The organism is Prevotella sp. 885, from assembly GCF_002265625.1.
Lineage (GTDB): Bacteria > Bacteroidota > Bacteroidia > Bacteroidales > Bacteroidaceae > Prevotella.
This window is the reverse complement of sequence record NZ_NOVE01000054.1, coordinates 1-24,643: the sequence shown is the minus strand read 5'-3', so window position 1 is coordinate 24,643 and position 24,643 is coordinate 1. Positions and strand designations below refer to the sequence as shown.

General features: G+C 40.7%; 27 protein-coding genes and 2 pseudogenes. 19 read left to right on the top strand and 10 right to left on the bottom strand.

What is annotated here, in order from left to right; all coding sequences use genetic code 11:
• The first annotated feature begins 377 nt into the window (after window positions 1–377).
• The 8 genes and pseudogenes from CHL74_RS12940 (at window position 378) to CHL74_RS12905 (ending at window position 6,517) form a co-directional block, all read left to right on the top strand.
• Complete coding sequence (locus CHL74_RS12940) at window positions 378–1,049, top strand: hypothetical protein (RefSeq protein ID WP_094881629.1); 672 nt, start codon at window positions 378–380, stop codon at window positions 1,047–1,049.
• Window positions 1,050–1,051: 2 nt separating this feature from the next.
• Window positions 1,052–1,750, top strand: a complete 699-nt coding sequence (locus CHL74_RS12935) for an exodeoxyribonuclease X C-terminal domain-containing protein (RefSeq protein WP_094881628.1) — start codon at window positions 1,052–1,054, stop codon at window positions 1,748–1,750.
• A 25-nt stretch (window positions 1,751–1,775) separates the two neighbouring features.
• Window positions 1,776–2,173, top strand: a pseudogene (locus CHL74_RS12930) (A1S_2505 family phage non-structural protein); the annotation flags it as partial.
• Between the two features lie 198 nt (window positions 2,174–2,371).
• Window positions 2,372–3,397: an ADP-ribosylglycohydrolase family protein gene (locus tag CHL74_RS12925; protein WP_441339057.1), complete on the top strand. Its 1,026-nt coding sequence runs from the start codon at window positions 2,372–2,374 to the stop codon at window positions 3,395–3,397.
• A 21-nt stretch (window positions 3,398–3,418) separates the two neighbouring features.
• On the top strand, window positions 3,419–4,075 hold the full coding sequence (locus CHL74_RS12920) for a radical SAM protein (protein WP_094881630.1): 657 nt from the start codon (window positions 3,419–3,421) through the stop codon (window positions 4,073–4,075).
• 6 nt (window positions 4,076–4,081) lie between these two features.
• Complete coding sequence (locus CHL74_RS12915) at window positions 4,082–5,287, top strand: HIRAN domain-containing protein (protein WP_094881627.1); 1,206 nt, start codon at window positions 4,082–4,084, stop codon at window positions 5,285–5,287.
• Window positions 5,288–5,348: 61 nt separating this feature from the next.
• A complete protein-coding gene (locus CHL74_RS12910; protein ID WP_094881626.1) occupies window positions 5,349–5,915 on the top strand; it encodes a DUF6642 family protein in 567 nt (188 codons plus the stop codon).
• A gap of 32 nt (window positions 5,916–5,947) precedes the next feature.
• Window positions 5,948–6,517: a hypothetical protein gene (locus CHL74_RS12905; RefSeq protein WP_141241336.1), complete on the top strand. Its 570-nt coding sequence runs from the start codon at window positions 5,948–5,950 to the stop codon at window positions 6,515–6,517.
• 269 nt (window positions 6,518–6,786) lie between these two features.
• Here the strand turns inward: CHL74_RS12905 and CHL74_RS12900 are convergent, their stop codons facing one another.
• The 10 genes and pseudogenes from CHL74_RS12900 to CHL74_RS12855 form a co-directional block, all read right to left on the bottom strand.
• The gene (locus CHL74_RS12900; protein ID WP_094881624.1) at window positions 6,787–7,308 is read right to left on the bottom strand and encodes a phosphoribosyltransferase; all 522 of its coding nucleotides are present in this window, start codon (window positions 7,306–7,308) and stop codon (window positions 6,787–6,789) included.
• Entirely contained in the window at window positions 7,305–7,838 is a 534-nt protein-coding gene (locus tag CHL74_RS16615; RefSeq protein WP_094881623.1) for a glycoside hydrolase family protein, read from the bottom strand. Before CHL74_RS16615 ends, CHL74_RS12900 begins: the two co-directional genes overlap by 4 nt.
• Window positions 7,835–10,021, bottom strand: coding sequence for a type IV secretory system conjugative DNA transfer family protein (locus tag CHL74_RS12890; protein ID WP_094881622.1), 2,187 nt, complete (start codon window positions 10,019–10,021; stop codon window positions 7,835–7,837). The genes CHL74_RS16615 and CHL74_RS12890 overlap by 4 nt, the downstream gene beginning before the upstream one ends.
• 36 nt (window positions 10,022–10,057) lie before the next feature.
• Window positions 10,058–10,705, bottom strand: a complete 648-nt coding sequence (locus tag CHL74_RS12885) for a hypothetical protein (protein WP_094881621.1) — start codon at window positions 10,703–10,705, stop codon at window positions 10,058–10,060.
• 5 nt (window positions 10,706–10,710) lie between these two features.
• Complete coding sequence (locus CHL74_RS12880) at window positions 10,711–11,226, bottom strand: hypothetical protein (protein WP_094881620.1); 516 nt, start codon at window positions 11,224–11,226, stop codon at window positions 10,711–10,713.
• Between the two features lie 4 nt (window positions 11,227–11,230).
• Window positions 11,231–12,082, bottom strand: a complete 852-nt coding sequence (gene traN / locus CHL74_RS12875) for a conjugative transposon protein TraN (RefSeq protein WP_441339056.1) — start codon at window positions 12,080–12,082, stop codon at window positions 11,231–11,233.
• A 17-nt stretch (window positions 12,083–12,099) separates the two neighbouring features.
• Window positions 12,100–13,299 carry a conjugative transposon protein TraM gene (gene traM, locus CHL74_RS12870; protein ID WP_094881618.1) on the bottom strand — a complete coding sequence of 400 codons (1,200 nt, stop codon included), beginning with the start codon at window positions 13,297–13,299 and terminating at the stop codon, window positions 12,100–12,102.
• The gene (locus CHL74_RS12865) at window positions 13,277–13,699 is read right to left on the bottom strand and encodes a hypothetical protein (protein ID WP_094881617.1); all 423 of its coding nucleotides are present in this window, start codon (window positions 13,697–13,699) and stop codon (window positions 13,277–13,279) included. The genes traM and CHL74_RS12865 overlap by 23 nt, the downstream gene beginning before the upstream one ends.
• Window position 13,700: 1 nt before the next feature.
• The gene (gene traK / locus CHL74_RS12860) at window positions 13,701–14,315 is read right to left on the bottom strand and encodes a conjugative transposon protein TraK (protein WP_094881616.1); all 615 of its coding nucleotides are present in this window, start codon (window positions 14,313–14,315) and stop codon (window positions 13,701–13,703) included.
• Window positions 14,316–14,343: 28 nt separating this feature from the next.
• Window positions 14,344–14,649 (bottom strand): annotated as a pseudogene (locus CHL74_RS12855) (hypothetical protein); the annotation flags it as partial.
• A 238-nt stretch (window positions 14,650–14,887) separates the two neighbouring features.
• Between CHL74_RS12855 and CHL74_RS12850 the strand changes: the two are divergent.
• The 11 genes from CHL74_RS12850 to CHL74_RS12800 all read left to right on the top strand — a co-directional run.
• Window positions 14,888–16,114: a site-specific integrase gene (locus CHL74_RS12850; protein ID WP_094881615.1), complete on the top strand. Its 1,227-nt coding sequence runs from the start codon at window positions 14,888–14,890 to the stop codon at window positions 16,112–16,114.
• On the top strand, window positions 16,111–17,262 hold the full coding sequence (locus tag CHL74_RS12845; RefSeq protein WP_094881614.1) for a site-specific integrase: 1,152 nt from the start codon (window positions 16,111–16,113) through the stop codon (window positions 17,260–17,262). The genes CHL74_RS12850 and CHL74_RS12845 overlap by 4 nt, the downstream gene beginning before the upstream one ends.
• Window positions 17,263–17,361: 99 nt before the next feature.
• A complete protein-coding gene (locus tag CHL74_RS12840; protein ID WP_094881613.1) occupies window positions 17,362–18,000 on the top strand; it encodes a recombinase family protein in 639 nt (212 codons plus the stop codon).
• 920 nt (window positions 18,001–18,920) lie between these two features.
• Entirely contained in the window at window positions 18,921–19,130 is a 210-nt protein-coding gene (locus CHL74_RS12835) for a helix-turn-helix transcriptional regulator (protein ID WP_094881612.1), read from the top strand.
• Between the two features lie 336 nt (window positions 19,131–19,466).
• Entirely contained in the window at window positions 19,467–20,225 is a 759-nt protein-coding gene (locus tag CHL74_RS12830) for a hypothetical protein (protein ID WP_094881611.1), read from the top strand.
• On the top strand, window positions 20,213–20,854 hold the full coding sequence (locus CHL74_RS12825) for a hypothetical protein (RefSeq protein ID WP_094881610.1): 642 nt from the start codon (window positions 20,213–20,215) through the stop codon (window positions 20,852–20,854). Before CHL74_RS12830 ends, CHL74_RS12825 begins: the two co-directional genes overlap by 13 nt.
• A 140-nt stretch (window positions 20,855–20,994) precedes the next feature.
• Window positions 20,995–21,780 carry a hypothetical protein gene (locus CHL74_RS12820; protein ID WP_141241335.1) on the top strand — a complete coding sequence of 262 codons (786 nt, stop codon included), beginning with the start codon at window positions 20,995–20,997 and terminating at the stop codon, window positions 21,778–21,780.
• Complete coding sequence (locus tag CHL74_RS12815; protein WP_094881608.1) at window positions 21,777–22,574, top strand: hypothetical protein; 798 nt, start codon at window positions 21,777–21,779, stop codon at window positions 22,572–22,574. The genes CHL74_RS12820 and CHL74_RS12815 overlap by 4 nt, the downstream gene beginning before the upstream one ends.
• 44 nt (window positions 22,575–22,618) lie before the next feature.
• Window positions 22,619–23,527, top strand: coding sequence for a WYL domain-containing protein (locus CHL74_RS12810; RefSeq protein WP_094881607.1), 909 nt, complete (start codon window positions 22,619–22,621; stop codon window positions 23,525–23,527).
• A gap of 77 nt (window positions 23,528–23,604) precedes the next feature.
• The gene (locus tag CHL74_RS12805) at window positions 23,605–24,093 is read left to right on the top strand and encodes a 3'-5' exonuclease (protein WP_094881606.1); all 489 of its coding nucleotides are present in this window, start codon (window positions 23,605–23,607) and stop codon (window positions 24,091–24,093) included.
• 10 nt (window positions 24,094–24,103) lie between these two features.
• On the top strand, window positions 24,104–24,643 hold a 540-nt coding region (locus CHL74_RS12800), incomplete at its 3' end, for a hypothetical protein (protein ID WP_176452263.1).

The following is a 24,643-nucleotide window of genomic DNA, read 5'->3' as shown; positions in this document are numbered from 1 at the left end:
ACGAATATCGGTTCTGTCACCTGGTCTCAGCTCGTTTTCGTCAAGGTATATGTGAACAAGCTTTGTTTCTTTCTTTTGCTCTACAAACACGTCTTTAAGGTCGAACCAATCCAGCATGTGTTCGGGCAAAAGACATTCTGCAAGGAGTCTATACTTTTCCATATTTATCCGTTCTTTGACTTTATAAACGGACAATATAGTGTTTTTATTGTACTACGATATCCACACACTTTTTCCAGTGGTCCGTATCTTTGCCCCAAAATTGGGTGTTTAAGGCATTCAAGAAGATTTTATCGATTTTTATTTTGAGATGCAGATAGGCTGCATAAATGAGATTTACCTTTGCCAAAGAATTGAGATTTTTAATAAACAATGATATGAAAAAAGCTCAAATAGAATATAATTCTAAAGGCAAAAATGCTTCATGGGATGCCAACAGATTAGTGAGGGAATATATAGGCATCGCCTGGATGACGAATGACACGATTCCTTTTCAAAACCTTCCTTGGGACAGCCAGGTAAGGATTCGTAGGGTAGCAGCTGTAATAAGTGGTTATCTCGATTACAATTTGAAAGAGTCGGATCCATTCGAAATCATCAGCCTTGTATTCTCAAATTTCGACAACAGAAAAGTTCTGTCGGAATCGAATATCGATGTGTCGGACTTTGAACAACTCAAAAAGAAGCTTTGTGAAGTGTCCGATGAATCATGGCGAATGGAACATCTGCTGAAACAATTTCAGCTAAACGAGGACAGAGAGCAACTTCTGAATGTTCTTCTTCGTTATAGGATTGCTACAGAGGAGTTGGAAAACACTTTCTCTGGCATCTTGGAGGCACGTACAGGAGCATACATTGGTACAAAGGCTCTTCAAGGGCTTTACAATTCCAAGCTCCAAGAGTGCAACAGAAGGGTGGATGATATGATAGTTCTGCTTTTAGGCAGTACTTTCAAAAGAACATTTACGGAACGAGAATTGATTGAGCATTACAACTATCCAACAACAACGGATGATGAATTGCTCGATTGGAGAACAGATAATTTATAAGTATGAATACAGAAGATAAACAGAAACTTGTAGATGCAATAAATTGCAAGTTTCCACAAAACAATATAATGGAGCTCTACTATGATATTGGTAGGGTTCTACCTTTTACTGCCCAAAGGTTTCCTGATGGTAGAGTATCTGCTTGGTACAGAAATCAATACGTTCAGGTTGTTAGAGTAGAACCACATGGCAGATTTGGTAAGTATGGTACCGCTTATGGCTTCTATTATCGTAATGGTGAAAGGGCAGATACTTCAGACACACCAGAATTATGTTGGTGTAAGAAGGAAGATACGGAACCTCAGCCAATACCAAACTGCGGTTGTGGCTCCTGGGCATTACTTGAAATACAGGGAGAAGGTGCAAAAGAGCATGAAGTTAAAGTACTTGGATTGGATGATGTGTTTACATTCGGAAAATATAAGAACAAATCTATTAGAGAAGTTATTGATGCAGACTGGAACTATGTAAAGTGGGCAATCATTGAGTCTCAGCGATTGTTAGCTGATATAGACTCTATAATTGAATATCACAGAAGTAATCTAAAGACATTGCAACCGGATGATTTGATAACATTCGGTAAATATCGGGGTAAAACCCTGCAAAGCGTCTATAACGATGATGTTCAATACTTGAAATGGATGGAAAGTCAAAATCCTGATTTTATCATAGATTGGGAGAAACTGACATCTGAGAGTTAATCATAAACGTAAAAATAGTAAGATTATGAGCAAGAATAGAACGGAAAACCCCAATATAGCTTCGGGTAGAATAGATATGCTTGAAAAGGATGAAATTTTCGTCTTTGGTAGTAATCTTGCAGGAAAACATCTTGGGGGTGCAGCAAAGCTGCACATAATAAATTTGGAGCTCAATGGGGAGTAGGTGTAGGGTTGACAGGCCAAGCTTATGCCATACCAACCATGCAAGGAGGTGTGGAAACTATCAAACCATACGTTGACGAGTTTGTTGAGTTTGCAAAGGAACATCAGGAGAAGAAGTTCCTCGTCACACGTATAGGCTGTGGCATAGCAGGTTTTAAGGATGAAGAGATAGCGTCACTATTCAAGCAAGCTATAGCAGTTTGTAACATATATCTTCCCAAAGAGTTCTATGACATAATAGTAGCTCCTTATCTTGAACATTGTTTCTACTATGGCAAAAATATTCCGGAGGATTGTGGTGCTCATGTGGGTCATCAATATGAAGGATATTGGGTTAGATTTCATTTTAATAATGATGATTATCTATTGAACGAAACCCTGTGTTACATAAGAGAAGGGCTTGGCGATTTCTGTGCCAATGATGGGGTGCCAATATCCATGAAGGCAATTCTTTACAACCGTTTCTGCCATTGGGGTTGGTGCGAGACGCCTGATACGTTTCGCAGTTGGTACGAAGCTCTTGACTATACTAATGTTTTAAGAAAAAGTAATGAACATCAAAAGAATCCTGTCAACGTGTACTGCCCAATGCTCATGGGAACTATATTAGGTGACATTGCAGGAAGTATCTATGAGTTTGATCAGCACAAGTCAACGGATATAAACATCCAAGACAAGAGGATGGACTACACCGATGACACTATAATGACCATTGCTGTGGCTGACTGGATTTTGAACGATAAGCGGCATACCAAGAAGGGATTAGTTGAACGTATGCAGCAATGGGGACACAAATATCCAAATCCTATGGGGGCATATGGTAACATGTTCTCACAGTGGCTACGCAAAGACAATCCGAAACCATATAATTCATGGGGCAATGGTTCTGCTATGCGTGTGTCTGCAGTCGGCTTTGCTTTTGATACATTGGAAGAAACAATTAAAGTTGCAAAGATATGTGCCGAAGTGACACACAATCATCCCGAAGGCATTAAGGGAGCACAGGCAACGGCAGCTGCTATTTTTATGGCAAGGACTGCTAACTCTAAGGAAGATATACGCCGCTTTATCACTGATACCTTCGGTTACAATCTTAACAGAAGTTGCGATGATATACGCCCAACATATGGATTTGACGGCAGTTGTCAAGGTACAGTGCCAGAATCCATCATTGCTTTTCTCGACAGCAAAGACTATGAGGATGCTTTGCGGTTATGTATCTCGTTAGGAGGTGATGCAGATACAATGGGAGCTATAACTGGAGCCATTGCTGGTGCTTATTATAACAAGATGCCTTATGCTCTGTACAACTTTGGCATGGAGAAACTGCCTAAAGACATCCAAAATATAGTTGGACTGTTTAATAGTGAACATGGGCATAGTGTATCGTGTAGATGGCGAAATGCTGAGTTTGATACAGAGGAGTTTATTAGAAAAGTTAAATGTGGTAAAATATTCATTTAAGACAAGATGGACAAATATAATATGGAAAGACCAATATTCGGTATAAGCCGACATCGTATGGGCATAGATGGAAATGGGGTTACTACACTCGTTGCCTTCATGGGATGCCCATTGAAGTGTAGGTACTGCCTGAATGATCAATGTCATGCCCCAATATATGAAAATGATGGTAGATCTTTGCAAAAAGGCATAATGATGCTTACACCAAAGGAATTGTTTGATGTTGTGAAGATTGATAATATCTACTTTCAATCCACTGGTGGAGGTATATGTTTTGGAGGTGGAGAACCTACAATGAATGCGGATTTTATCATTAAGTTTGCTAAACTATGCCCCAGAAATTGGAAACTGACAATAGAGACATCTCTTCATTGTTCATTTGAGACTATAGAGGCTTTGTCCAAATATATAAATGAATGGATTGTTGATGTTAAGGATATGAATGATTCTATATACAAGAATTATACGAAGGTGACTTCTGATATTCATTTGCAACTCCATACCTTAAAAAAGTTTGTGCCATTAGATAAAGTTACAATCAAAGTGCCTCTTATTCCTCATTTCAACACGCAGGTAGATGTCGATAGAAGCATTAATAAATTGAAGAGGATGGGATTTAAGAACATTTCTCAAATCAAATACATAGAACGAGAAGCTAAATTTGATTCAAAACAATAGTTCGATATGAGAAAAGGAAAAGAAAAATGTGAGATACTGAAAGCTATCCGTACTTATGTTGCGGACAAGTATGGCGTGGAATATACGCCTTCAGAATGTAATCATAAAGGTGAGTGTCAAGGCACTTGCCCGAAGTGTGATGGCGAATTGGCTGATCTTCAAGAAAAGCTGGAAGCTAAAGGTATTACCGATATTTCTGAAGATGCCAAACTTAGGGAAATGGTAAGAAATTATCTATCCAAAACTAAGGTAGAAGATTATTCTCTTCTTGTTCCTGATGACGATTCCGAAAGAACGCAAGGTATGCCTATGCCTTTACAAGGTGACCTTGCTATTGAAGATGGACCTGTTCCAGACGATCCGATAGAAGGGAATATGGACTTTTTTCCTATAGAGAAAAGAAAATTGTTCCTGGAATGTAACATAGCAGGTGCAGCGTTTTACAACATTGATGATATTTGGGACGAGCTACAAGACGGTTCGAAACTGGTCCTTGTTCGTGAGAAATACAACGTCCATGATGAAAATGCCGTAGCAGTAGCCATAGCAGGTGATGAAGGATCTGAATACGAGGACGTTGAACCAACTCTTGGATATATACCAAGAAAGGTAAATAAGTCGTTGGCTGCACTACTTGATATGGGGTGGCAAGATGTCTTTGAAACTGAAATCAGTGGACTAAGAAAGGATGCGCCTTACAGTGACCGCATTCACATCTCTATCTTTATAAAAAACAAAGATGTCGAAGAAGAGCCTGAAAAAGATGACTTTCGACTACGAATGATGGTTGTTACAGAAGAGGACAAATGGAAACATATGGCTGACGAACTGTGGCAGAAAGGATATACTTATTTTCGTTGGGGTGGTTTTCCTCCTTGGGAGCGTGACTTACCAAATAAAGGTGATAAAGTGGTATTCTTGTATTATGATGGTGAGCAGTATTTCATGTATCTTATGAAAACAATTGCCATTGGTGAACAAACCATGCCATTCCTTGAAGACATTGAAGATCTGCATCGAGTTGATGACTGTACTGGCTATGTTTTAACGAACGTGGTTGGCCCCGTTATAATGGAGGATTGTGAACTGTATTTGCCAAAAGAACTGCTAAAAGGTAAATATCAACCAGACGAACGCATTTCACAATCACTTACGAATAAACTCATGGATATATTTGTCAGTCATCAATATTCAAGCCTCAATGACTTATGATGTAATGAACAAATTGATTTCAATAATACAAAACGTGTATGAACTATAAAAATAAAATACGATGAATAAAATATTTTGCTTGGAAACAGAATGGGATCAGAGCATGCACGACTTAAAGAAAAAGTCTACAGTATTGCCTTTGCTTGACTTTCTGGAGAATGCGATTAATATTGAATATACTTTTAGGCAGGTAGCCACAGAATCTGATTTCAATTATTATATCGATCATCTCCAACAGCCAAGTTACAAAGCCTATGACCTTATCTATTTGTGCTTTCATGGACAGAAGAAGTGCATCTGTTTTGCTGACAAGACAGATTTGGCTTTGATGGCTTTCGCTGAGAAAGAGGAGAACCTTGGGATATTTGAAGGTAGAAACGTACATTTTGGAAGTTGCAGTACTTTAAAAATGCGTGAAGAAGATATCAAGATGTTCAAGCAGTTGACAAAAGCAAGAATGATAACGGGATATACCAAAGATGTCGATTTAACATCAAGTTTCATTTTTGAGACTTGGCTGATGGATGCAATCAACAGAAACGAAGGATATGCCGCAAAACGCATAAATGACCTTGCAGAGAAAGAGATGCCATACTTTACAAAGTTATTTGGATTCAAGGCATATTAAATTCAAGGATAAGTATATAAAATTAAGTATTTATGAAACATTTTCTGTTAACTTTATTACTGACATTTATTGTCGGTGTTTGCTCTGCACAAACAGAGCACATGAAATTTAAGGGTGTTCCTATGGAGGGTACCCTTCAGACATTCACAAGCAAGTTGAAGGCCAAAGGATTTATGCCTATTGGCGTTCAAGATGGTGTATCTTTATTAAAAGGTGAATTTGCCGGTTATAAAGACTGCACCATTGGTGCAGTGGCTGATAAAAGCGGAATGATCTGTAAAGTTTCCGTTATATTCCCTGCTATGGATAAGTGGGGAGATTTGGAACGCTGTTATTCCAACTACAAATCCATGCTCTCAGAAAAATATGGAGACCCCAAAGATTGTGTAGAAAATTTCCAACACGATTATGTCAATGATGACAGCTCGAAAAAGTATGAATTGGAAATGGACAGATGCAAATACTATTGTATCTTTAACGGAGATAATGGCGAAATCCAATTAGAGATTACCCATCAGAGCATGACTTGCTATGTAATGCTCAGTTACTTCGATAACGCCAACCAAGAAAAGTTGAGAAAACAGATTATGGATGATCTATAATTTGTCGAATAGAGAGTTGTCTATTGCATAGAACTCTCTTCGTCAAGCCGTTTCACGAAATGCTCACATTGTGGGTCATTAAGAAATATACAATAGCGGCCACCTTCCTGCTTGTGTGGACAACGACACAGGATAAGGTGGCCGTCTAAAGCTTTACAATGCCAATCGTAACTTTTAGCACAATCCCTACAATGGTAGATTGTTTCAGTTGCGATTGGCTTTATTTGTTTCTTTCTTGGTTTGGGCATAAATCAATCTTTATAATTGTGTTATCGACGAAGACTTCTGGTTTCTTCTCTTTGTAGAAGAGTATCGCTCATAGCAAATGAAGCAACTGTTCCACAGCCAAGTGCTTTGATAGCAGCCTTTGCAGTATTGCCTGTATCTACTACATTGTCTATAAGATAAGGTGTACGATTCGAGGGCAAGTCTTTATGTCTGTAGAACCCCATATCTTCGGCTGAAAGCGTCTGGCCTCTTTTCTTGGCATCATATTGTGAGTCTCGCTCTATGCCGCGGAGGGCATCAACAATAGGGAGACGAGTATATGACGAGATTGCCGTTACCAACTGCATGGCCTGTTCGGCTTTGCCATGATGTCCAGGGATAGGAACGAGAATTGCATTTTGTGGTAACAGCTTTGCTATCTGACGTGCAGCATAGTCTATGGCATCATGGTCTCCTTCTTTCACTTTATGGGCTACCCACCGGTTGATACCATCATAGTATCTGCCAGTGGATAGGAATGTGATACCGTCTAAAACAGTTTTGATTGATTTGTTTTCTGTCATGGAGTAAATAATAACATGAGTTCTGCATACCGTCTTCGCTCAATGGAAGGGATTCGTTTCCCTCGCCAATGGCAATGGTTCACATAATCGTCTCTGATGTTCCGGTTGCCTACTTCGAGTTTCTTTAAAACAGAACTTTTAGGGTATTTGCCTTTATATCCGGTCACCTTGTATGGTCCGATATTATATGATAATGCAGCAAGGAGTAGGGAGTCTTGACCATAGGAACGAAACATAGCGCATAACTCTCTGAGGTCTTTACGAAGAAGTTGCTCTGCTTCATGTGTTGACATATTAGCAGAGTAACGCTCTCCAGGTCTGAGCTTATGTCCATAACCTACATAAGGATAGTCCTTAGCTCTGTGCATACCTTCATAGAACCTAATGCAGCATACCGCACGCTCGAAAGGTGGCAACTCGAATATGGAAGCCGGTGTTGATGCCGGCCGCTTTGTCGGCATCCGAGCCTGGGCATTTGCAACCAGACTCAATGATATAAGCAGGAATAATATAATCTTTCTGAAAGTCATTTTATCTTGAATTTGTTTATCTCGTCAATCATATTCTTGACATCGAGGTTTACACTCACGAAATTCTGATACAGGATTCGCTCCTTGGCATCCTTGGATGGGAAGGTATAGAACTTCGGTATTTTATAGTTCGCATAGTCAGCTTCTTCCTCAGCAATCTTCTTCATATCAAAGTCCGTCTTGCAATAGAACTTAGAGGTCTGGAACTCTGCTGATTCCTGGATATTCATGCTGTCACCTCGTCCGGTCTTGGTCTTAATGAAGTCACGAGCAGACTGACCGCATATCCAACCAGTTGGCATGTCTGAGATTTTACTGGCAGGAACAAGGCTGTCCATGTTCTCATTGAGATTGATGGAGGTCTTGTCGCGGTCGATGGTTACACCTTTCTTTAACTGAACTACCTTGCCAAAGATGTCGTTGGAGAGCCATTCCAAAGTTTCTTTTGCTCTTGCTGAACCACTCACCACGTTACCTACAGTTGTAATAACCTTCTGCATACCCACCTTTCCGTAGTCAGATTCAAGCTGTGGCAACTCCTGAAAACCCAGAGCCACGCTAACCTTGTTGCTTCGGGCAGTACCGATAAGTCGGTCAATCTTGTGGAAGTAGAGAGTAGGCAACTCGTCCACGATGATGCTGACAGGGATATTCTTGCCTTGACCAGTATTGACACGGGTGACGAGGCGGTTCAGAATCAAAGCATTCAATGCACCAATGATACTTTCCATCTCTGGGTCATTGGCAATGAGCAGATATGAAGGATTCTTCGGATCTGACACCTTCAGGTCAAAGTCATCACCATCCTTATGGAATATCCAATACGACTCCTTGGTAGCCAATCGGGAGGTATAGACACGGAGTGTACCAATCATACCTTCCAATTGTTCCATTGCCTTATTCTTCATGGCTGTCTGGAATGGGCCAAGGAGAGGAGCAACCTCAGGATCCGTTTCCAAAACCTCAAAGATAGTCTGGTAATCGAGATTGAGGAACGAAAGGATATGTGGCATGTCACTGTACTTGCCCAACCAATACTCTGGCTCCACCTCTCTGCCGGTATGGTCAAAGACTCTGCCAGTAGGTTTCGGACGATGAGTCTTTGGCTCTGTTGTCATCTCTGCAATAAGAGGATTGCCGTTCTTGTCGTATGGCACCTTCTTGTAGTTGACAAAGAAATAGATACAAGCTGCCAGGAAGTTGACCGCTGATGTCTGGAAGAACTGGTCGCTACCGCCACCACCTTCTTTCTTACCTTTCTGCAAAGACTCCAAAAGAGTTTCAGCCGTTTCACTGGCTGCAGCAAGGTTGCCGATGTATTTCTGCTGAATAGGATTTACACGTCTGGAATACTCCACATCCACAAAGTTGATGATGTTGAACTTGCATCCTGGTGGTACCTTTCCGGCTTTCTGGTTTATCTTATAGTGATAATACAGCTTCTGCGCAAGCGTAGGGAACTTGTAATCATAGACAACCATGGCAAAGCCCTTTGCACTGTGCTGGCGAATGAACGGCTCGATGATGGAGAAAGTCTTACCAGAACCAGGAGTACCGACTACCCATGTTCCTCGGAAAGGGTTCACGATATTCACCCAACCTTTGCGGAACTTGCCCTTGTAGTAATAGCGCATCGGGATGTTTACGCTATACTTGTTCTCCTGCAGTTCCTGGCATTGCTCAAAAGACTCGTTCTCGAAGTTGAAACGGTCTTTGAGCAATCCTTCCTTCAGGAACTTGGAGATATTGTCGAGGGCAACATGGATGCAGATGGTACCAAGAATAGAGGCAGCCATGTAGAGCCAGATGTTCAGACTGATGGTATAGAACCTCATATCCATACGATGACCGAAAAGCCATATAGACAGTATGGTAACGAACAGTCCACCTACCAACGGATAGAACACTTGACGACGAGCATCAAACTCCAAATGTTTCTTGTTTCGGGTGCCAATGCAAGTGATACAGATAAGCACGATGGTAGCAATCTTGCTCCATACGAGGTTGCCATCCATATAGATAAACCACCTCTTTACACGGCTATGAATGTCACAAACAATGCCACCCCAATAGTCTAGCAACTCAGGATCTATCGCATACTCAAAGAACTCCACTATCAATGATAAGTATATAAGACAGCGGAATATCTTATACATGGTCTGTAATTCTTTTGTTTCCTCCATGAAACCTTATTCTTGTGTTATAGTGAATATTTAATGCTAATTATATAAAGTAATGATAGGACGGACTTTATGTACTTGCGTCTTTGGTGTTTCTTGAAGCGCTCCTGAGGCTAACGAGAATAGCCAGGCTTTGGCTGTTTCCTGGTTTTTAACCTCTGTCGAAGTCCAATACCAACACTCATCCGGATTGTCTGGAATCACATCGCCTCCGCACTTGCGAATATACGTATTAACCGCACTACGTGCTTGATACAAGAGTTTTATCTGAGCAACGGAAGGGATGTAGGCACTCTGACCATATTGCCACATGTCAAAAACTGCTGAAGCTGCAGGAGAAGTTCCAGTGGAATACATAGCATGAGTATTGCCATTGCCATCAAATGCAGTAATATCAGCTGATGTGTTATGCTTTATTCCGAGAGAGTCAGAATAGGCATACGGTTCAATGTCCTTTAGATAGACAGCATAGCCTGTGCCTTGGATGTCCTCGTTCTGATTCACATAGAACACCACAGCAATAGGAGTCTTGTTTTGGGACTTAACTTCCTCGAATCTTACGACTTTGCCATCTGTACAGAGGATGTCGCAGGTCTTCATTGCCGTATCAGGAAAGTCTCGATGCTCATCGCATGAGGCAAATGCTACTGCCATGAGAGTAGCACAAATGATATGTAGTATCTTCATTGTTGCTATTTCTTTAATGTGGGTATCTTGAATCCTATTACGATGCCAGTGCGAAACAAGTCTTCCCGTTTGGGAAGAGTGAGATCACATTTGGCTTGAACAAACAATCCCCACCCATGACGTAGGGCAAAATTATGCTCGTAACCGACATGCAAGCCACCGACAAACTTGTCAGTGTCACTGCCAGCACTTGCGCCAATTCGGAGGTTTCCATAGTTGTTCCTGCCTCTTGCCACACAGGGTTTGTAGGCAGCGCCTATTCCCCATGTACGGTAGTTATTCCAGAAAGACTCAGGACAGACGTGTCCGCATGATGCGCATTCATCCCATTTGATGTAACCGTTGATGAAGTACTCCCAAGCGTTGTGGTAGCGTGTTTCATGTTCCCATGAGATTGTGGCATACAAGCCTCTCTGATATAAGGCTCCAGCACCAACGGATATTCGGTCGCTATGGCTCTGGGCAAATGATGAGACTGAAACGCACAGTCCCATCATCAATGACAAAATGTATTTCTTCATCGTCTTATTCCTCCATCATTAAGTATGAATTGAATGAGTCGGCATACAGAACATCTTCATAGTCAATGTCCAAACTGATGGTTCTTCCGCTAATCTGCTTCTCAGAAATCTCAATAGTCAGCACCTTGTCGTTAGGAAATGTCATCTTTTTCAGGACGAGAACGTTTCTATAACCATATTTGAATGTCTTGGACTGGTCAAGCACCATAGCTGGCGTAAGTTCAATCATCTGGGCATTAGTTGCCTTGGAAACCTTCTTGTCATTCAGCTTGATACGCATCTCGTCGATGTCAAAGCGGATATTGGTGCGGTTCTCGATGCTGAAATCAATGAAGAAGTATTCTCCTACAGAGTAGATGTTGTTCAACCTCATGGTCATTCTGTGCTGCTTGGTGCTCACATTTCGTATTCTTGCCGGTGAGTTCCATATCTTTCGGGCATATCTGGTCATATCCTCAGTACTCATAGATACAGAAGGATTATGGTATGGAATCTTCTCCGAAGCAAGAATCTGTTTGTCTGTGACTGCTTCCTGCATTCGTGTAGTGTATATCAGAGCGTACTGGGTTCTGTAACGCTCTGTAACTATCGTCACAATAGCAAGGATGTCACCATCTGCATGTACGGCTGCACCTTCCTTGGGTTTCAGACGGATGGTATTGTTGATTGGCTGGTCGCCGACCACTGCATCTGTAGATATGTCAACGAAGCGGACTGGCTCAGAGGCGGTAATGACTGTTGTGACATTCTCATTGATGGTAAGCTGCTCCATTTCCTGATACGTCTGTTGTGCCATGGATGGGAGGGAGGCTAATGCGCATACTACCAATGCGCAGATTTTCTTGATAGTCTTCATAATCATATATGTCTTTATTATTTTTCTTTCTGGTTTGAACGTGAATTGATGAGATACACAAAGGTTCCGTATTTCAGCTTGGCTGAGTTCTTCTTGATGGCTTTGCTAATGGCGTTGCTTGTCTTCTGAACGGCATTGGTAACGGCTTGTGCTCCCCAGCTTGCCAGGTTGCCACCTTCTGTAGATGTACTGTTGGTAAGGGTTGAAGTATTGCTCAAAGCACCGCTTCCAACATCTTTCGTGGTTTCTCGGAACTGGCTGCTTGGTACATACAATCCTTCAAGTCCGTCGGTATCATAGAGCGAAAGGTTTACCTTGACGATGTCATCATCTACCATGATACTCTTGACTGTACCCTTGACACGCTGTGAACCGAAGCCGCTCATGGTGGCATAGATGTAGGAGCCTTTATGAATGACCGCTTCATTGATGACAATATCATCGAGCAGACGAAGTCTTACTCTTGATCCATCCACCGCCTTGATGTTCTCGTCTATGATAGCCTTGATAAGTCCAGCTTCCTTGTCATTGTCGCACAGGGTGTTGAAGTAGTCGGATGTAACCTTGACCTTCTTGACAACCTCTTGCGGTTCATCGTTGGTCTTCTTCTTTTCCGGAATTTCAACCTTTCCTTCCTTTGCATCTCCAGTTTTGGCAGTCACTTCGGCCTGCATGGATGGGGTAGAGACCTGCTGAGCCTGCATCCTTGCCTGAGCAATGGCTCGATTGAGTTCTTCCATCGCTTCCTGTTCACGCTGTTTGCCACGAGCTAAGCGATCGTTTTCTGCCGAATTGTTGCCTTTGGCGATTTCCTGGCCTTTCTGTGCGCTCTCCTGTAGCTTCCTTTGCATCTCAGAGAGCTTCTCGGCTTCCTGGGCTTCAACCAGTTTACGTTCTTCATCTGAGTACTTTGTATCATACTCTTCCTTGGTATCTTCTTCATTGCGTTCAATGTTTCCTACTGCTGAATAATCGTCTATCTTACCGTATGATTTGAGCATGCTCTCATACTTGTTACCAATACCGTCTCCCTTCATCTTGGCATCAGGCAGGTCAGGATTAAGATATTCTGTCGTTGTGAGACCATCAGGAATCTCTGCCTTCTCCGTATGAAAGAGGTCAATGACGAAGTAGCCGACAAACAACAGAGGGAAGTAGATGATAAGTGGTATCATATACTTGGTCTGTTTCCAGTTAATCTTTTTCAATGCGTCCATCGTTTTCTATCTTTTCGTTATTATTCTTTTGATTATCTCTATTCATGGTAGGATGTGTGGTGTAGGCATTTTCAACAGCTTTCCAGACTTTGCTGTGTCGCAGACGCAACATCTGCTCTTGCCTTTCCGTAGCACTTTGTCTTGACTGTTGATGACTATACACCACTACCAACCTGTAGATGTTCAGACCAAAACAGAAGATTATGAAACCAAATACAAGGTAGAGGAACAACCGTTTATGGTCATTAGCAAACAGTTGTACCTTGGCTGCAAGCACATCAAGCTTCATAGTCTTGGCAAACTTGCGTCCTGCCTGCACCTCAGTCTCATATCTCTGACGATATTGAGGATCATCTTTGTCTGGCATCTTTTCACCGATAAACATATTCTTCCATCCCATATCAATATGTCAGTTTGGTCTTTTGTTCTATATCCTTATTGAGAAGGGTTCTCCAGTTGGTGATAAGCAATCCATGAGGGTTGTTGTCAGTACGGGGAACACGCTTCAAATGACCTGCCGTCACAAGTTCTCTGGTCATTATGCTTGTACGTCGCTCGATGCGCTGTCTGCCATAGTAGGTGAATTCCATCTTCTCCTTGTCGAACTTGATACTGTCACAGAAGATACTGAATACGGCACTCGTACCCATGATGTTTGAGTAGAAGCCTTTCTCCTTTAATGTATTGTACTGCGCAAGACCCGTTTCATCGACCAGATACATGGCTTTATCCATTGTATATTTGATGTACTTGTCATCTGGCGCAAGAGTGAAGAAGTAATGATGGAACATCTCCACATGACTTTTTGCTTCCACATCGAGCGTTTCTTCCATGGTGCTGCGTTGAACGAGAATAGGAACATTGCCATCCAACACGTACACTTTCTGATGAGCATCTGAAACCATTTGCTTGGCTGTCCAAATGCTGGAGATACAGATGATGATGCAGCCCACAAGAAAGAGTGAACAGATAATCATCACCAACTTGATTTTGTTTTCGAGATTCTTTATTACCATATCTTATTATATATGTATTATTTGCAGTTTACATCACTTTGCTAATCATGCCCTGGGTTGAAATCTTGGCTTGCTGTGCCACACCTTCACCGAAGTTACGGGTAGAGAATGCTGTATCTCCTTCAGGAATCATCCATGCAGCAAGGTCTGGAACGAGGTTCAGACATTTCAATGCCACAATGCTTGCTGCCATCAGATAACCGGCTGAGAAGAACGAGTTCTGCAGATATGCTGCCATCGTCTGCTCACTTTCGGTAATGGCTGTAAGGTTCTCCACCTGAATGCAGAGCACTATATCAAAGAGTAAAAGGACATAAAAGCCCACGAAGTATAGGAAATGAGACATCTAACAAAAACGTAACAAACTCAAAGAAAGTAAACATATATAATTGCATATCAGCGTATTGCAAATTTTACTTTAATCGCAATCGCTTCTGTTAAAAAGCAATATTTGGTGCATTTGTGTTGCAGATTTGTTACGCGAAAGTTTGGTGGAATGAAAAATTATATATACCTTTGCACCCATAGAAAGGTGTATTTTGTAATCATCCAACTAAATCCAAACAAGTAGAATGGGAAGACCTAAAAAGACTCTAAAAGTAAAAGAACCTATACGTATTCGTGAGCGCAAACTTGCGAACGGCAACATAAGTCTCTACCTCGACATTTACCAGAAAGGTACTCGTAAGTATGAAAGCTTGAATCTGTACTTGATTCCTGCCAATGCCCCTGATGCCAAACTGAGGAATGCCGAGACTCGTGCTATTGCCGAGAAGATCAAGGCTGACCGCATCATTGCTCTTCAAGGTAATAGCATCAAGCACTATGACAAGATAAAGCGTTCAAGCATTTCACTCATAGACTTCCTGAAGGAATATGAGAATGACAGCTTTGGTTTCTCACAATCTACCCTCAAAGGTAGAAGTGACATGCGCAAGAAGGTGGAAGAGTATCTTAATGAAGAAGGTCTCACGTACATTAGTATTAAAGATGTGACACCCGACTTCTGCCGTGGTTTCCTGAAGTTCCTTGCTACTGCAAAGAACAGCGTTGCCAAGTATCATGAAGGACGAACTATCAATGAAGGATGCGCCCATCACCACCAAGCTGTATGGAATGGTGCTTTGAATCGTGCCGTTAGGGATGGTCTAATCATTGGCAATCCTATGAAGGCACTTGACAAAAGAGAGAAGTTCCAGCCTGGCAATGGTGACGAACGTGAGTATCTGACCATTGAAGAACTCCGTAAACTTATGGACACACCTTGTACCAACGAACAAGTCAAGAAGGCTTTCATCTTTGCTTGCTTTGCCGGACTCCGTCTGAGCGATGTCCGTTCTTTGGCATGGAACAAGATATTCAAGACATCGGACGGTGAAACACTCTATGTTCACACAATGATGCAGAAGACACAAAAGATTGTCAACGTGCCATTGTCAAATGAAGCATTACGTTGCCTTGAAAAGAAAGAAGATCCAAACGAGTTGTTGTTTGTCCTCCCAACAAGTGATGCCACCATCAACTACCATATCAAGAAGTGGATGAAGAAGGCTGAGATTAACAAGAAGATTTCCTTCCATTGCAGTCGCCACACCTTTGCCACAATGATGATTACCCTTGGTGCAGACATCTTCACAACAAGTAAGTTGTTGGGACATGCCAATATCACAACAACCCAGATATACAGTAAAATCATTGATAAGAAGAAAGTTGAAGCAGTCAACCTCGTTGACAATCTCTTCACTACTGTTGACAAAGTCGATGAGACTGCTAACCAAACCACAGAACAAAATTCATGAAGATAGAACTGAGACATAGAAAGCACTCCAGTGGCAATCAGACGTTATATCTGGAGTTTTATGAGGGTCGTAACAAGAGACGTTATGAAAGCCTTAACCTCTTCCTCGTTCCCGAAAGGACTGAGGAAGACAGACGTGTCAATGAGGCAACGCTGGCATTGGCTCAGAAGATAAAGGCTGAACGCATCCTTGGCATAGAGCGACCTGTCGAGGATGACGAGGAACCAGAGTTGCCCCACAGAGTCTTCAGTGAGTGGATGGATCAATACATCGAACATAAGAAGGTGGATGACAATATCTCGGACAGCCATTATAGGACTCTAACATCAACCATCAAAATAGTCAAGAGTTATCTTGCTTACATCAAGCGTCCGAGAATGTTACTCTCAAAAGTTGACAAGAACTTCTACAAGAACTTCCTTATATATATAAAAGATGTGTATAAGAATACCAAGAGCAAGGACAATCCAAAGCCATTGTCACCAAAGACGATGGTTTTGGTTCAACAGAATATGAATGCAATGTTCAACTATGCTGTCAAGCAAGGTTTGATGCACAGGAACCCATTCTTTGAAATGGCGAAATCTGACAAGCTCCACAAAGTTTCAAGTGACAGAGAGTATCTGACTGTTGAAGAGTTGAAGCAAATGGCAGACGTTTATACAGGTAGCCCTCAGACTAAACAAACCTTCATGTTCTGTTGCTTCACAGGTCTCAGGCATGGTGACATGGCAGCACTTACATGGGGTAACATTGAGAAAACAGACTTGGGTGAAGTGATTCATGTGCCATCAATGCAGAAGACAAAGCATCCAGTCATCGTACCTCTGGGTATCAAGGCAAAAGAATGGATGCCCGAACGTGGTGATGCGACATCTTCTGACCTCGTCTTTCCAAATGCCCCTTCTATTGGGTGTGCCGACAGAGCCCTGAAGCACATGGCAAAGCGAGCTGGCATCAACAAGGTCATTTCATTCCATTGCAGCCGACACACCTTTGCAACTATGACTCTTACTGCTGGAAGTGACTTGCTCACGACAAGCAAACTCCTTGGTCACCAGAATGTGCAGACAACTACAATCTATGCAGATGTAGTCATGGAATCAAAGGTCGGTGCAGTCAATCTGACTAATGGATTGTTCGGTTAAAGAGAATCCTTTGTGTTCAAAATAAGTTTGTATTCAAAAAAGTCTTGAAAGATTCTCTGAACACAGGCATTTCGGTGTTCAATCAAGTCTTTGATTAAAATGGGAACTAAAACGGCAGTCATATACGCTCGCGTCAGCAGTATCGGTAACAGACAGAGCACAGACAGACAGGTCAAGGACTTGTCTGACTATGCAGTATATCAAAAGATGGAAGTCCGCAAGGTTTTCGAGGAACACATCTCTGGTGCGAAGAAGAATGATGAGCGACCTGTGTTGTGTGAGGCGATTAAGTATTGCAAGGAAAATCGCATTGATGTCCTTTTAGTCAGCGAGTTGTCGAGATTGGGCAGGAATGCGTTTGAGGTTCTTGCCTCTGTCAAGGATTTGCTTGACTGTGGCATCAACCTCTATATTCAAAAGGAACAGTTCACGCTTCTTGACAATGAGGGCAAGCCATCTTTATTTGCTCCTGTCATGATAGCGACCCTTTCCACCTGTGCCCAGTTGGAACGTGATAATATCTCATTCCGACTGAACTCAGGTAGAAAGCAGTATGTTGAAAAAGGCGGTAAACTCGGCAGACCTGCAGGTTCCATCAAGTCCCAGGATAAAAAGAGGGAAGAATATAGAGAGGTCATAAACCTCCTGAACAAGGGCTATGCCATCCGTGATGTTGCCAAACTCACGGGGAAAGGTATCAGCACAGTGCAGAGAGTCAAGAAAGAGTTTGTGGCTTGATGCATGCTCGTTAAACCAGGGTGGTGTTTCACCCCTGTGGTTTAACCAGATTGGTAAAATGACAATGCGGTTTTTAAACCGGATTCGTAAAATAAGAATGTGGTTTCCAAAACCAGTACCCGATTTTAGGGCAGCGGTTTTAACCAATGTCGCATTTTGCGACGATGTGTTTGGATGCATACTTTTAGTGATGATAAAGCCTAACAAAATACCTATTTTATCTTTGTATTCTACAGATTATTAACGCATTATATTTGATTAATTCGCAGAAAATCGCTATCTTTGCATATAAGATTTGAAGTTCAACTTAATACAAAACTCACTATGGAAGATTTGCTTTTGACCGTTCTTTTCTTCATCGCTCTTCGTGCTCTTTTGAAGGGCTTCTTTGGTGGTAAGTCAACGTACACCCCAGACAAGTAACCTGACTTAACTCATCCCATAATAACAAAGGTTGACGGCTCCATCAGTGTAGTCGCCAGCCTTTATTGTTTCTGCATGAATACACTTCCCTTTCATCGGATTTTCCAAAAACAGAAACAGTCCTGAGCATTCAAATCATATCCGTAATTCACGGAGCAGGTGCTTGATGCTTAAATTTGTCAGGTATGTCAAGGGTTTAGCAAATTGCGATACCCTCCAATATAGTCGGTGAATTACGAAAAATGACTCAATTATCCACGTCAAACCAGAGAGACGATTTGACTCGTGGTAAGACCGTATAAAACATCTGGACATCCAAAGGATGTGTTTTCAAAACACCCCCTAATTGTTGTAAACAGAACCAGATATTTGCCAATTCTTCATCTCAATTGAACTAAAAAGCAAAGAAAAAGACGGTTTTTTGTCATATTTTTGTTTATTTCTGCACGTTTTACAAGAAATTTTGGTACTTTTGCTCCATATTAAAAATTGGTAAAATGGCAAATAACGACCTCAATAGATTGAAAGTAGTGCTTGTTGAGCAGCATAAGACTGCGAAATGGTTGGCTGAACAGATGGAAAAAGATCCTGCAACCATCAGTAAGTGGTGTACTAATAAAGCACAGCCATCGTTAGAGACAATCAAAAAGATTGCTGAAATTCTACAGGTCAAGATGAGCGACCTTGTAAGCAATGAACAACCTTAAAGCAAAGATCAAATGGCAGACAACAAGATAAACATACGCAAACCGGAAGCTGATCTTTGGGAGTCGGCTGACTTGCTTCGTGCAGGTAGTAAATTGACATCGAGCCAATACTGTATGGCAATGTATTGAATACATGTGAGAACTAGGATTGCAGAGTGAGTACCACGAACGCACCCAAGAACAGATTGGCAAGGAAAGCAGCTGCACTTATCATCATCAGTTTAAGGAGGATTTACCTTTTACATTCACGAATATTCCCCTCTTTGCCTATATGATAGGCGGTTGGGCAAGAAATATCAGTGACCATAATCCATAGAAAATAGTGATATAACAATTATGCTACAGGCATTACTACATAAGAAACTGAAGGATTCTTTTGAGAACCCACATTTCAGACCATCCGAGGATTCGCTGACATCTTCGGTGGTGGGATTGATGCAGTATCTGCCAGATGACATCTTTTGGGATTTGTTGCGTAGTTCTTGTGGCAGGTCTTCAAACTTGCCGGAGTCAGTTGGTGCTATCATATCTGTAAATTTCTGGGATAGATGGGATGCCACCGATACCTGGAACACCACTCTCGTGGAACCTGATGTGTGGATTGACACTAAGGACTACTATATCATTGTCGAAGCAAAGAAATATGATGCTTCGGGTATGCAGCATGATGATCAATGGGAAAATGAAATTAAGGCTCTACTAAATGAAAATGACGGGAAGCTTGATAAAGAGCTTATCTTTATAGCGCTGGGCGGTAATGAATCCCTTCTTGATAGCACATGTATTGTTGATGGCATTGAGTACCCAATCCACACAGCAAGTTGGTTCAATATGCTTCATGCCGTTGATAAACTCAAAATGTCATTAGAAGAAGGACACATTCATAGGCTTTTGACAGACATCATACATGCCTTTACCATTCATGGATTCTTCAACATCACATGGCTTCACACTCTAAAGCCTATCAATTTGAACGCACAGTCAGCATCATGGATAACAGATACACTTGAATTTGACAATCATATAATGTTCAGAGGATTATACAGACCTCAGAACAGAATTAAATATACCAATATACCATTATGGAAAAAGTAAATGAACTGAAAGAAGCTCTCTGCGATGTTCGCAAGGCTCATAGACTTATATACTCATATCAGGCAAGAATGCTTGATCTTGTTCGTTTTATCTCGGCAAAGCTTGACCTCGGTGGGAACCTGCAAGGTACTAAGTATTACTCAAATGACATTTGGAAACCCAGAAAAGATGCCTATCTAAACATGCCAGATGGAATGTGGGCATGGGATTTCCTCTATTCATACGTCTTTGAATACTACCTTGGCGAACTTGCTTTAGATGATGGATCAAATATTGCAATTAGTATTATTCAATATTCAGATACAGGATATTTTGAGAACTCTGGTAACTCCAGGGTAAATATAAATACGTTCGCTTCTGAGGAAGAATCAGGTTCAAAACTGCTTTTCCTCATAGAAATGGCTCCGAAAAAGAAAGATTGGGTTTGGGATGTTGAGGACATTGTCAACAACAAAGAGTACGCATCCATCAACCATACTAAAACTGTGCTTAAAAAGAAAGGCTGTGTCCAGGGATTGTATTCATTCCATATAGAGCGATTCATCGATGAAAATTCAACCCTCGAAGCACTACAAGAGTTCCTTGATTTCTGCAAGGAAAACGATATTGCAGAGCTCGAAATGGTGTAAATTCATGATTTTTTGTATTTATTTTAAACCTATGCCCTAATTTGGCACACTCTGTAGTTAATTTTGTGGCAAAATTTAAAAAATAAAACTTTCATACAATGTTTATATCTGGGTTCATGTCAAGACATTTTTCATTCTTAATGCTTATCGTAATAGTAACGCTTTTAACAGCGTGTTCAAACGAAACGGAGCAAAGAGAACAAAATACATGCGATTATAAATCTTTTACGGTTGATGAATTTTCCGACACCTTATCAGTAAAGGTGGTGGACTATATTTCAGACAGGGTTACACAGACGATTGAAACTAAAACAAATGTATTTTCAACCAATATATTTCGAATGGTATATGACTCTGTTATTGAAGACGATTCAACAAGAGTTGCAAAATGGGAAGAGTCATTTGAAAAAAGCGGATTGTCATCTGATAGCATACAAGCATATGTTAATAACGAAATAAACATCTATAATTTATCTCATGAGGAAAAGATAAATCCTGTTAACTTAATCGCCATTAAGAAAACATCTATAATTGATGATATTGCGCTGGAAAAGGTGAAGAAAACAGAATGGATGGCTTCGTTTGATCTGGTAGAAGTCATATGGTTTATTATACCAAAAGTCAACTTCTTATTATTCCTCTTTTTCTATGTTGTAATTATACCCCTTTTCTGCATAGGATTCATCTTTGGTTTTGTCGTTTTAAGACCGATTGTCAGATTGTTAGATATTTCTGAACAGGATTTCAGGAAATTTTTGTCAAGTCTCAAACCTATCTTTAACATATTTTTAGCGGTGACTTTCTTTCTTGTGATAATGCTGTTCTCAATGAAGTATAGCTATGAACTTGAAAGCGAAGTTATAAGCAATTACATGAAGTATATATTATCACAAGATATACCCAATCAAATACTTGGAACATTATGACAAAAAAGATTATTTATATTCTCTGCATGACTTTGTTACTAACATCATGCGGACAGATCAAACGTAAAACGTTAAGTTACTTTGGACGTCAAGAGGCAGCAGAAGTTGTAAAAGCCGAAACAAAAAAGGCTCTTCAAAAATCGATGAGAGCCCAAATAAAGAAGAAAGCTTTATCAAAGGTTCTTTCAAGGAAAGGATTATCCGAAATAGAATTAAAAGAACTTAGAAGGGTCGCTGCCCTTAAACCTTCTGGAAATGGAGGAATAAACAAAGAAGGAAGAACCATTGCAGAAATAGCCATCGCTCCATTAACAGAAGAACTGCAAGCGTCAACCAGGAGTTATTGTAAATCAAATCATATCCTAAAGAACATTGAGGATAGAATCATTCGTGATTTCAGTAAATCAAGACAGGTAGCATCTCCTTCTATAGATCGTCATGTTGATTTGGGACCAATGGCTATTACTCTTGGCAAGTTTCCTGACCTGGAAACATTGATTTCTGATCTGGGTGGTGCGGAGATACTAAAAAAAATGCCTCATAAAGAGTTGGTAGAAGCTATTCGTAACTATCATTACGAAATTGCATGGGAAGCCTTCGCAAAGAAATACAATATCACCAAATCACAGGCAAAGGATCTAATTGGTAAAATGGATCATGTAATACATGAGTCAGAAGATGGTTTTATCCAAATAGTTCCTAATAATGTACATAGGTTCTTACAAGAATACAAACATAATGGTCTTGTATCTAAACGCGTTAAAGAAATATCAGGTGTGGCTTTTGATGAGTAGTTAACAATACCTAATTTCTCACATCTTGCTAAATGATATAGTATATGGCACAGAATCAGATGAACAAATACGTATGGTTAGTTGATACTATCCATCGTGCAGGAAAAATCTCTCTGGAGGACATTAACCGTAAGTGGCTGGACAATGACCTCAGTGAAGGTATTGAGATTCCCAAGAGAACATTTCACAAGTGGCGTATTGCCATAGAGGAAATGTTCGGCCTCACTATCGAGAATGAGAATCGCGGAGAATACCGTTATTTCATTCTCAATGACGATGAGATTGAGAAAAAGGGTATAAAGTCATGGATGATAGATACCATTAGCACAAGTAACCTGCTTATTAACAATGTAAGCCTAAAGGATAGAATCATCCTTGAAGATGTACCATCAGGAAGAGAGTTCCTTCAGCCTATTCTTGGTGCAATGAAGCAGAACCGCCTTATTCACATTACATATTATAATTACTGGCGCGATGATGAGAGGCAATATTATCTAAAGCCTCTATGTGTTAAACTCTTCCGTCAACGTTGGTATATGGTTGGTGAGAGTTGGAGTACAGAACGCAGAATCATATTCTGCTTAGACAGAATACGAGATTTTCGTTTATCAAGCCATACCTTTGAATATCCTGATGATTTCCTTCCTGAAGAATACTTTGATGGATGTTACGGCATAATAGCTGGTGATGATACGGACACAGAGAAGGTTGTCTTAAAAGTAAATTCTGGACAAGCAAACTATATCCGCGATCTGAAACTACATGAGTCCCAGGTAGAAAAAGAGCGTAATGACCAGTATAGTGTTTTTGAATTGAGAGTAAAACCTACTTTTGACTTTCAACAAGAAATACTTTGGAATGGTGAAGACATGGAGGTGATTGAACCTATTTGGCTTCGCAAAGAGATCGCCGGAAAGGTTAAACGCATGTGGAATAAATACAAGAAGAATTAATCAAATCCTACATAAAGATTGTTGATGAAGTGTGTTAGGAAAAACACAAATAATCAACTTAGCAATTACAATAGAAAATGCAAAATTTCGCAGCAATAGATTTTGAGACAGCCAATAACGAACGATCTTCAGTATGTTCTGTTGGCATTGTTGTGGTTCGCAATGGTGAGATTGTAGATAAATTCTATTCGATTATCAAGCCAGAGCCAGAATACTATAATTATTGGTGCTCCCAAGTACATGGTTTGTCTTTGGACGATACAATGGATGCGCCTATATTTCCCGATGTGTGGACTCAGATTGAGCCTATGATTGAAGGTCTGCCTTTGGTTGCTCACAATAAAGCATTCGACGAAAGTTGCCTGAAAGCCGTATTCCGTGTCTATCAGATGGACTATCCTGACTATGAATTTCATTGCACCTGCATTGCATCACGAAAGGTATGGCCAGAAGGACACCATAATCTTGATATAATAGCCGCTCGATGTGGCTATGATTTGGAAAATCATCACCATGCACTTGCTGATGCTGAAGCCTGCGCAGCAATAGCAATAAAAATATTATAATCGTTTTAGTATGATACGAATGAATATAAAAGAAATACAGCAAAAAATAGTTCAATACGGTGTTTCGCTTTCAACAATTAGTGTAGAAAACATAGAAACAGGTTTTCTGTCAATGAACAGGATAAATCCGCTAGAAAATAACCAAGTACTCGCATTGTCGCAAGAGACAGAGAAAATCTTGATTCAGTTCGTCCAAGCATTCAGCAAGATCAAGTTTGAACGATATGATAGCGGTAATATCTTCCAATATGTGTTTGATAAGGTCGTTGAAGTAACATATAAAGTTATTACCGACTCTGAGATTGATACACAGTTTATACCCAAAGAGGTGTACGAATACCATGAACCTGACCTTCCTGAGTATATACAATTAAAACTTACGAATAAGGTGGGTAAACTCGGTATAATACATTGTCGAGTAATTGATTATATAGAAAAAAACGAATATAGAACAGATGACCTAAATACCTGGTTACTTCCTCTTCTATTAATTGCAACATTCATAGGAATAGAATTTGCGCAAGAGATGGATCTGGATGATGATTCTGAG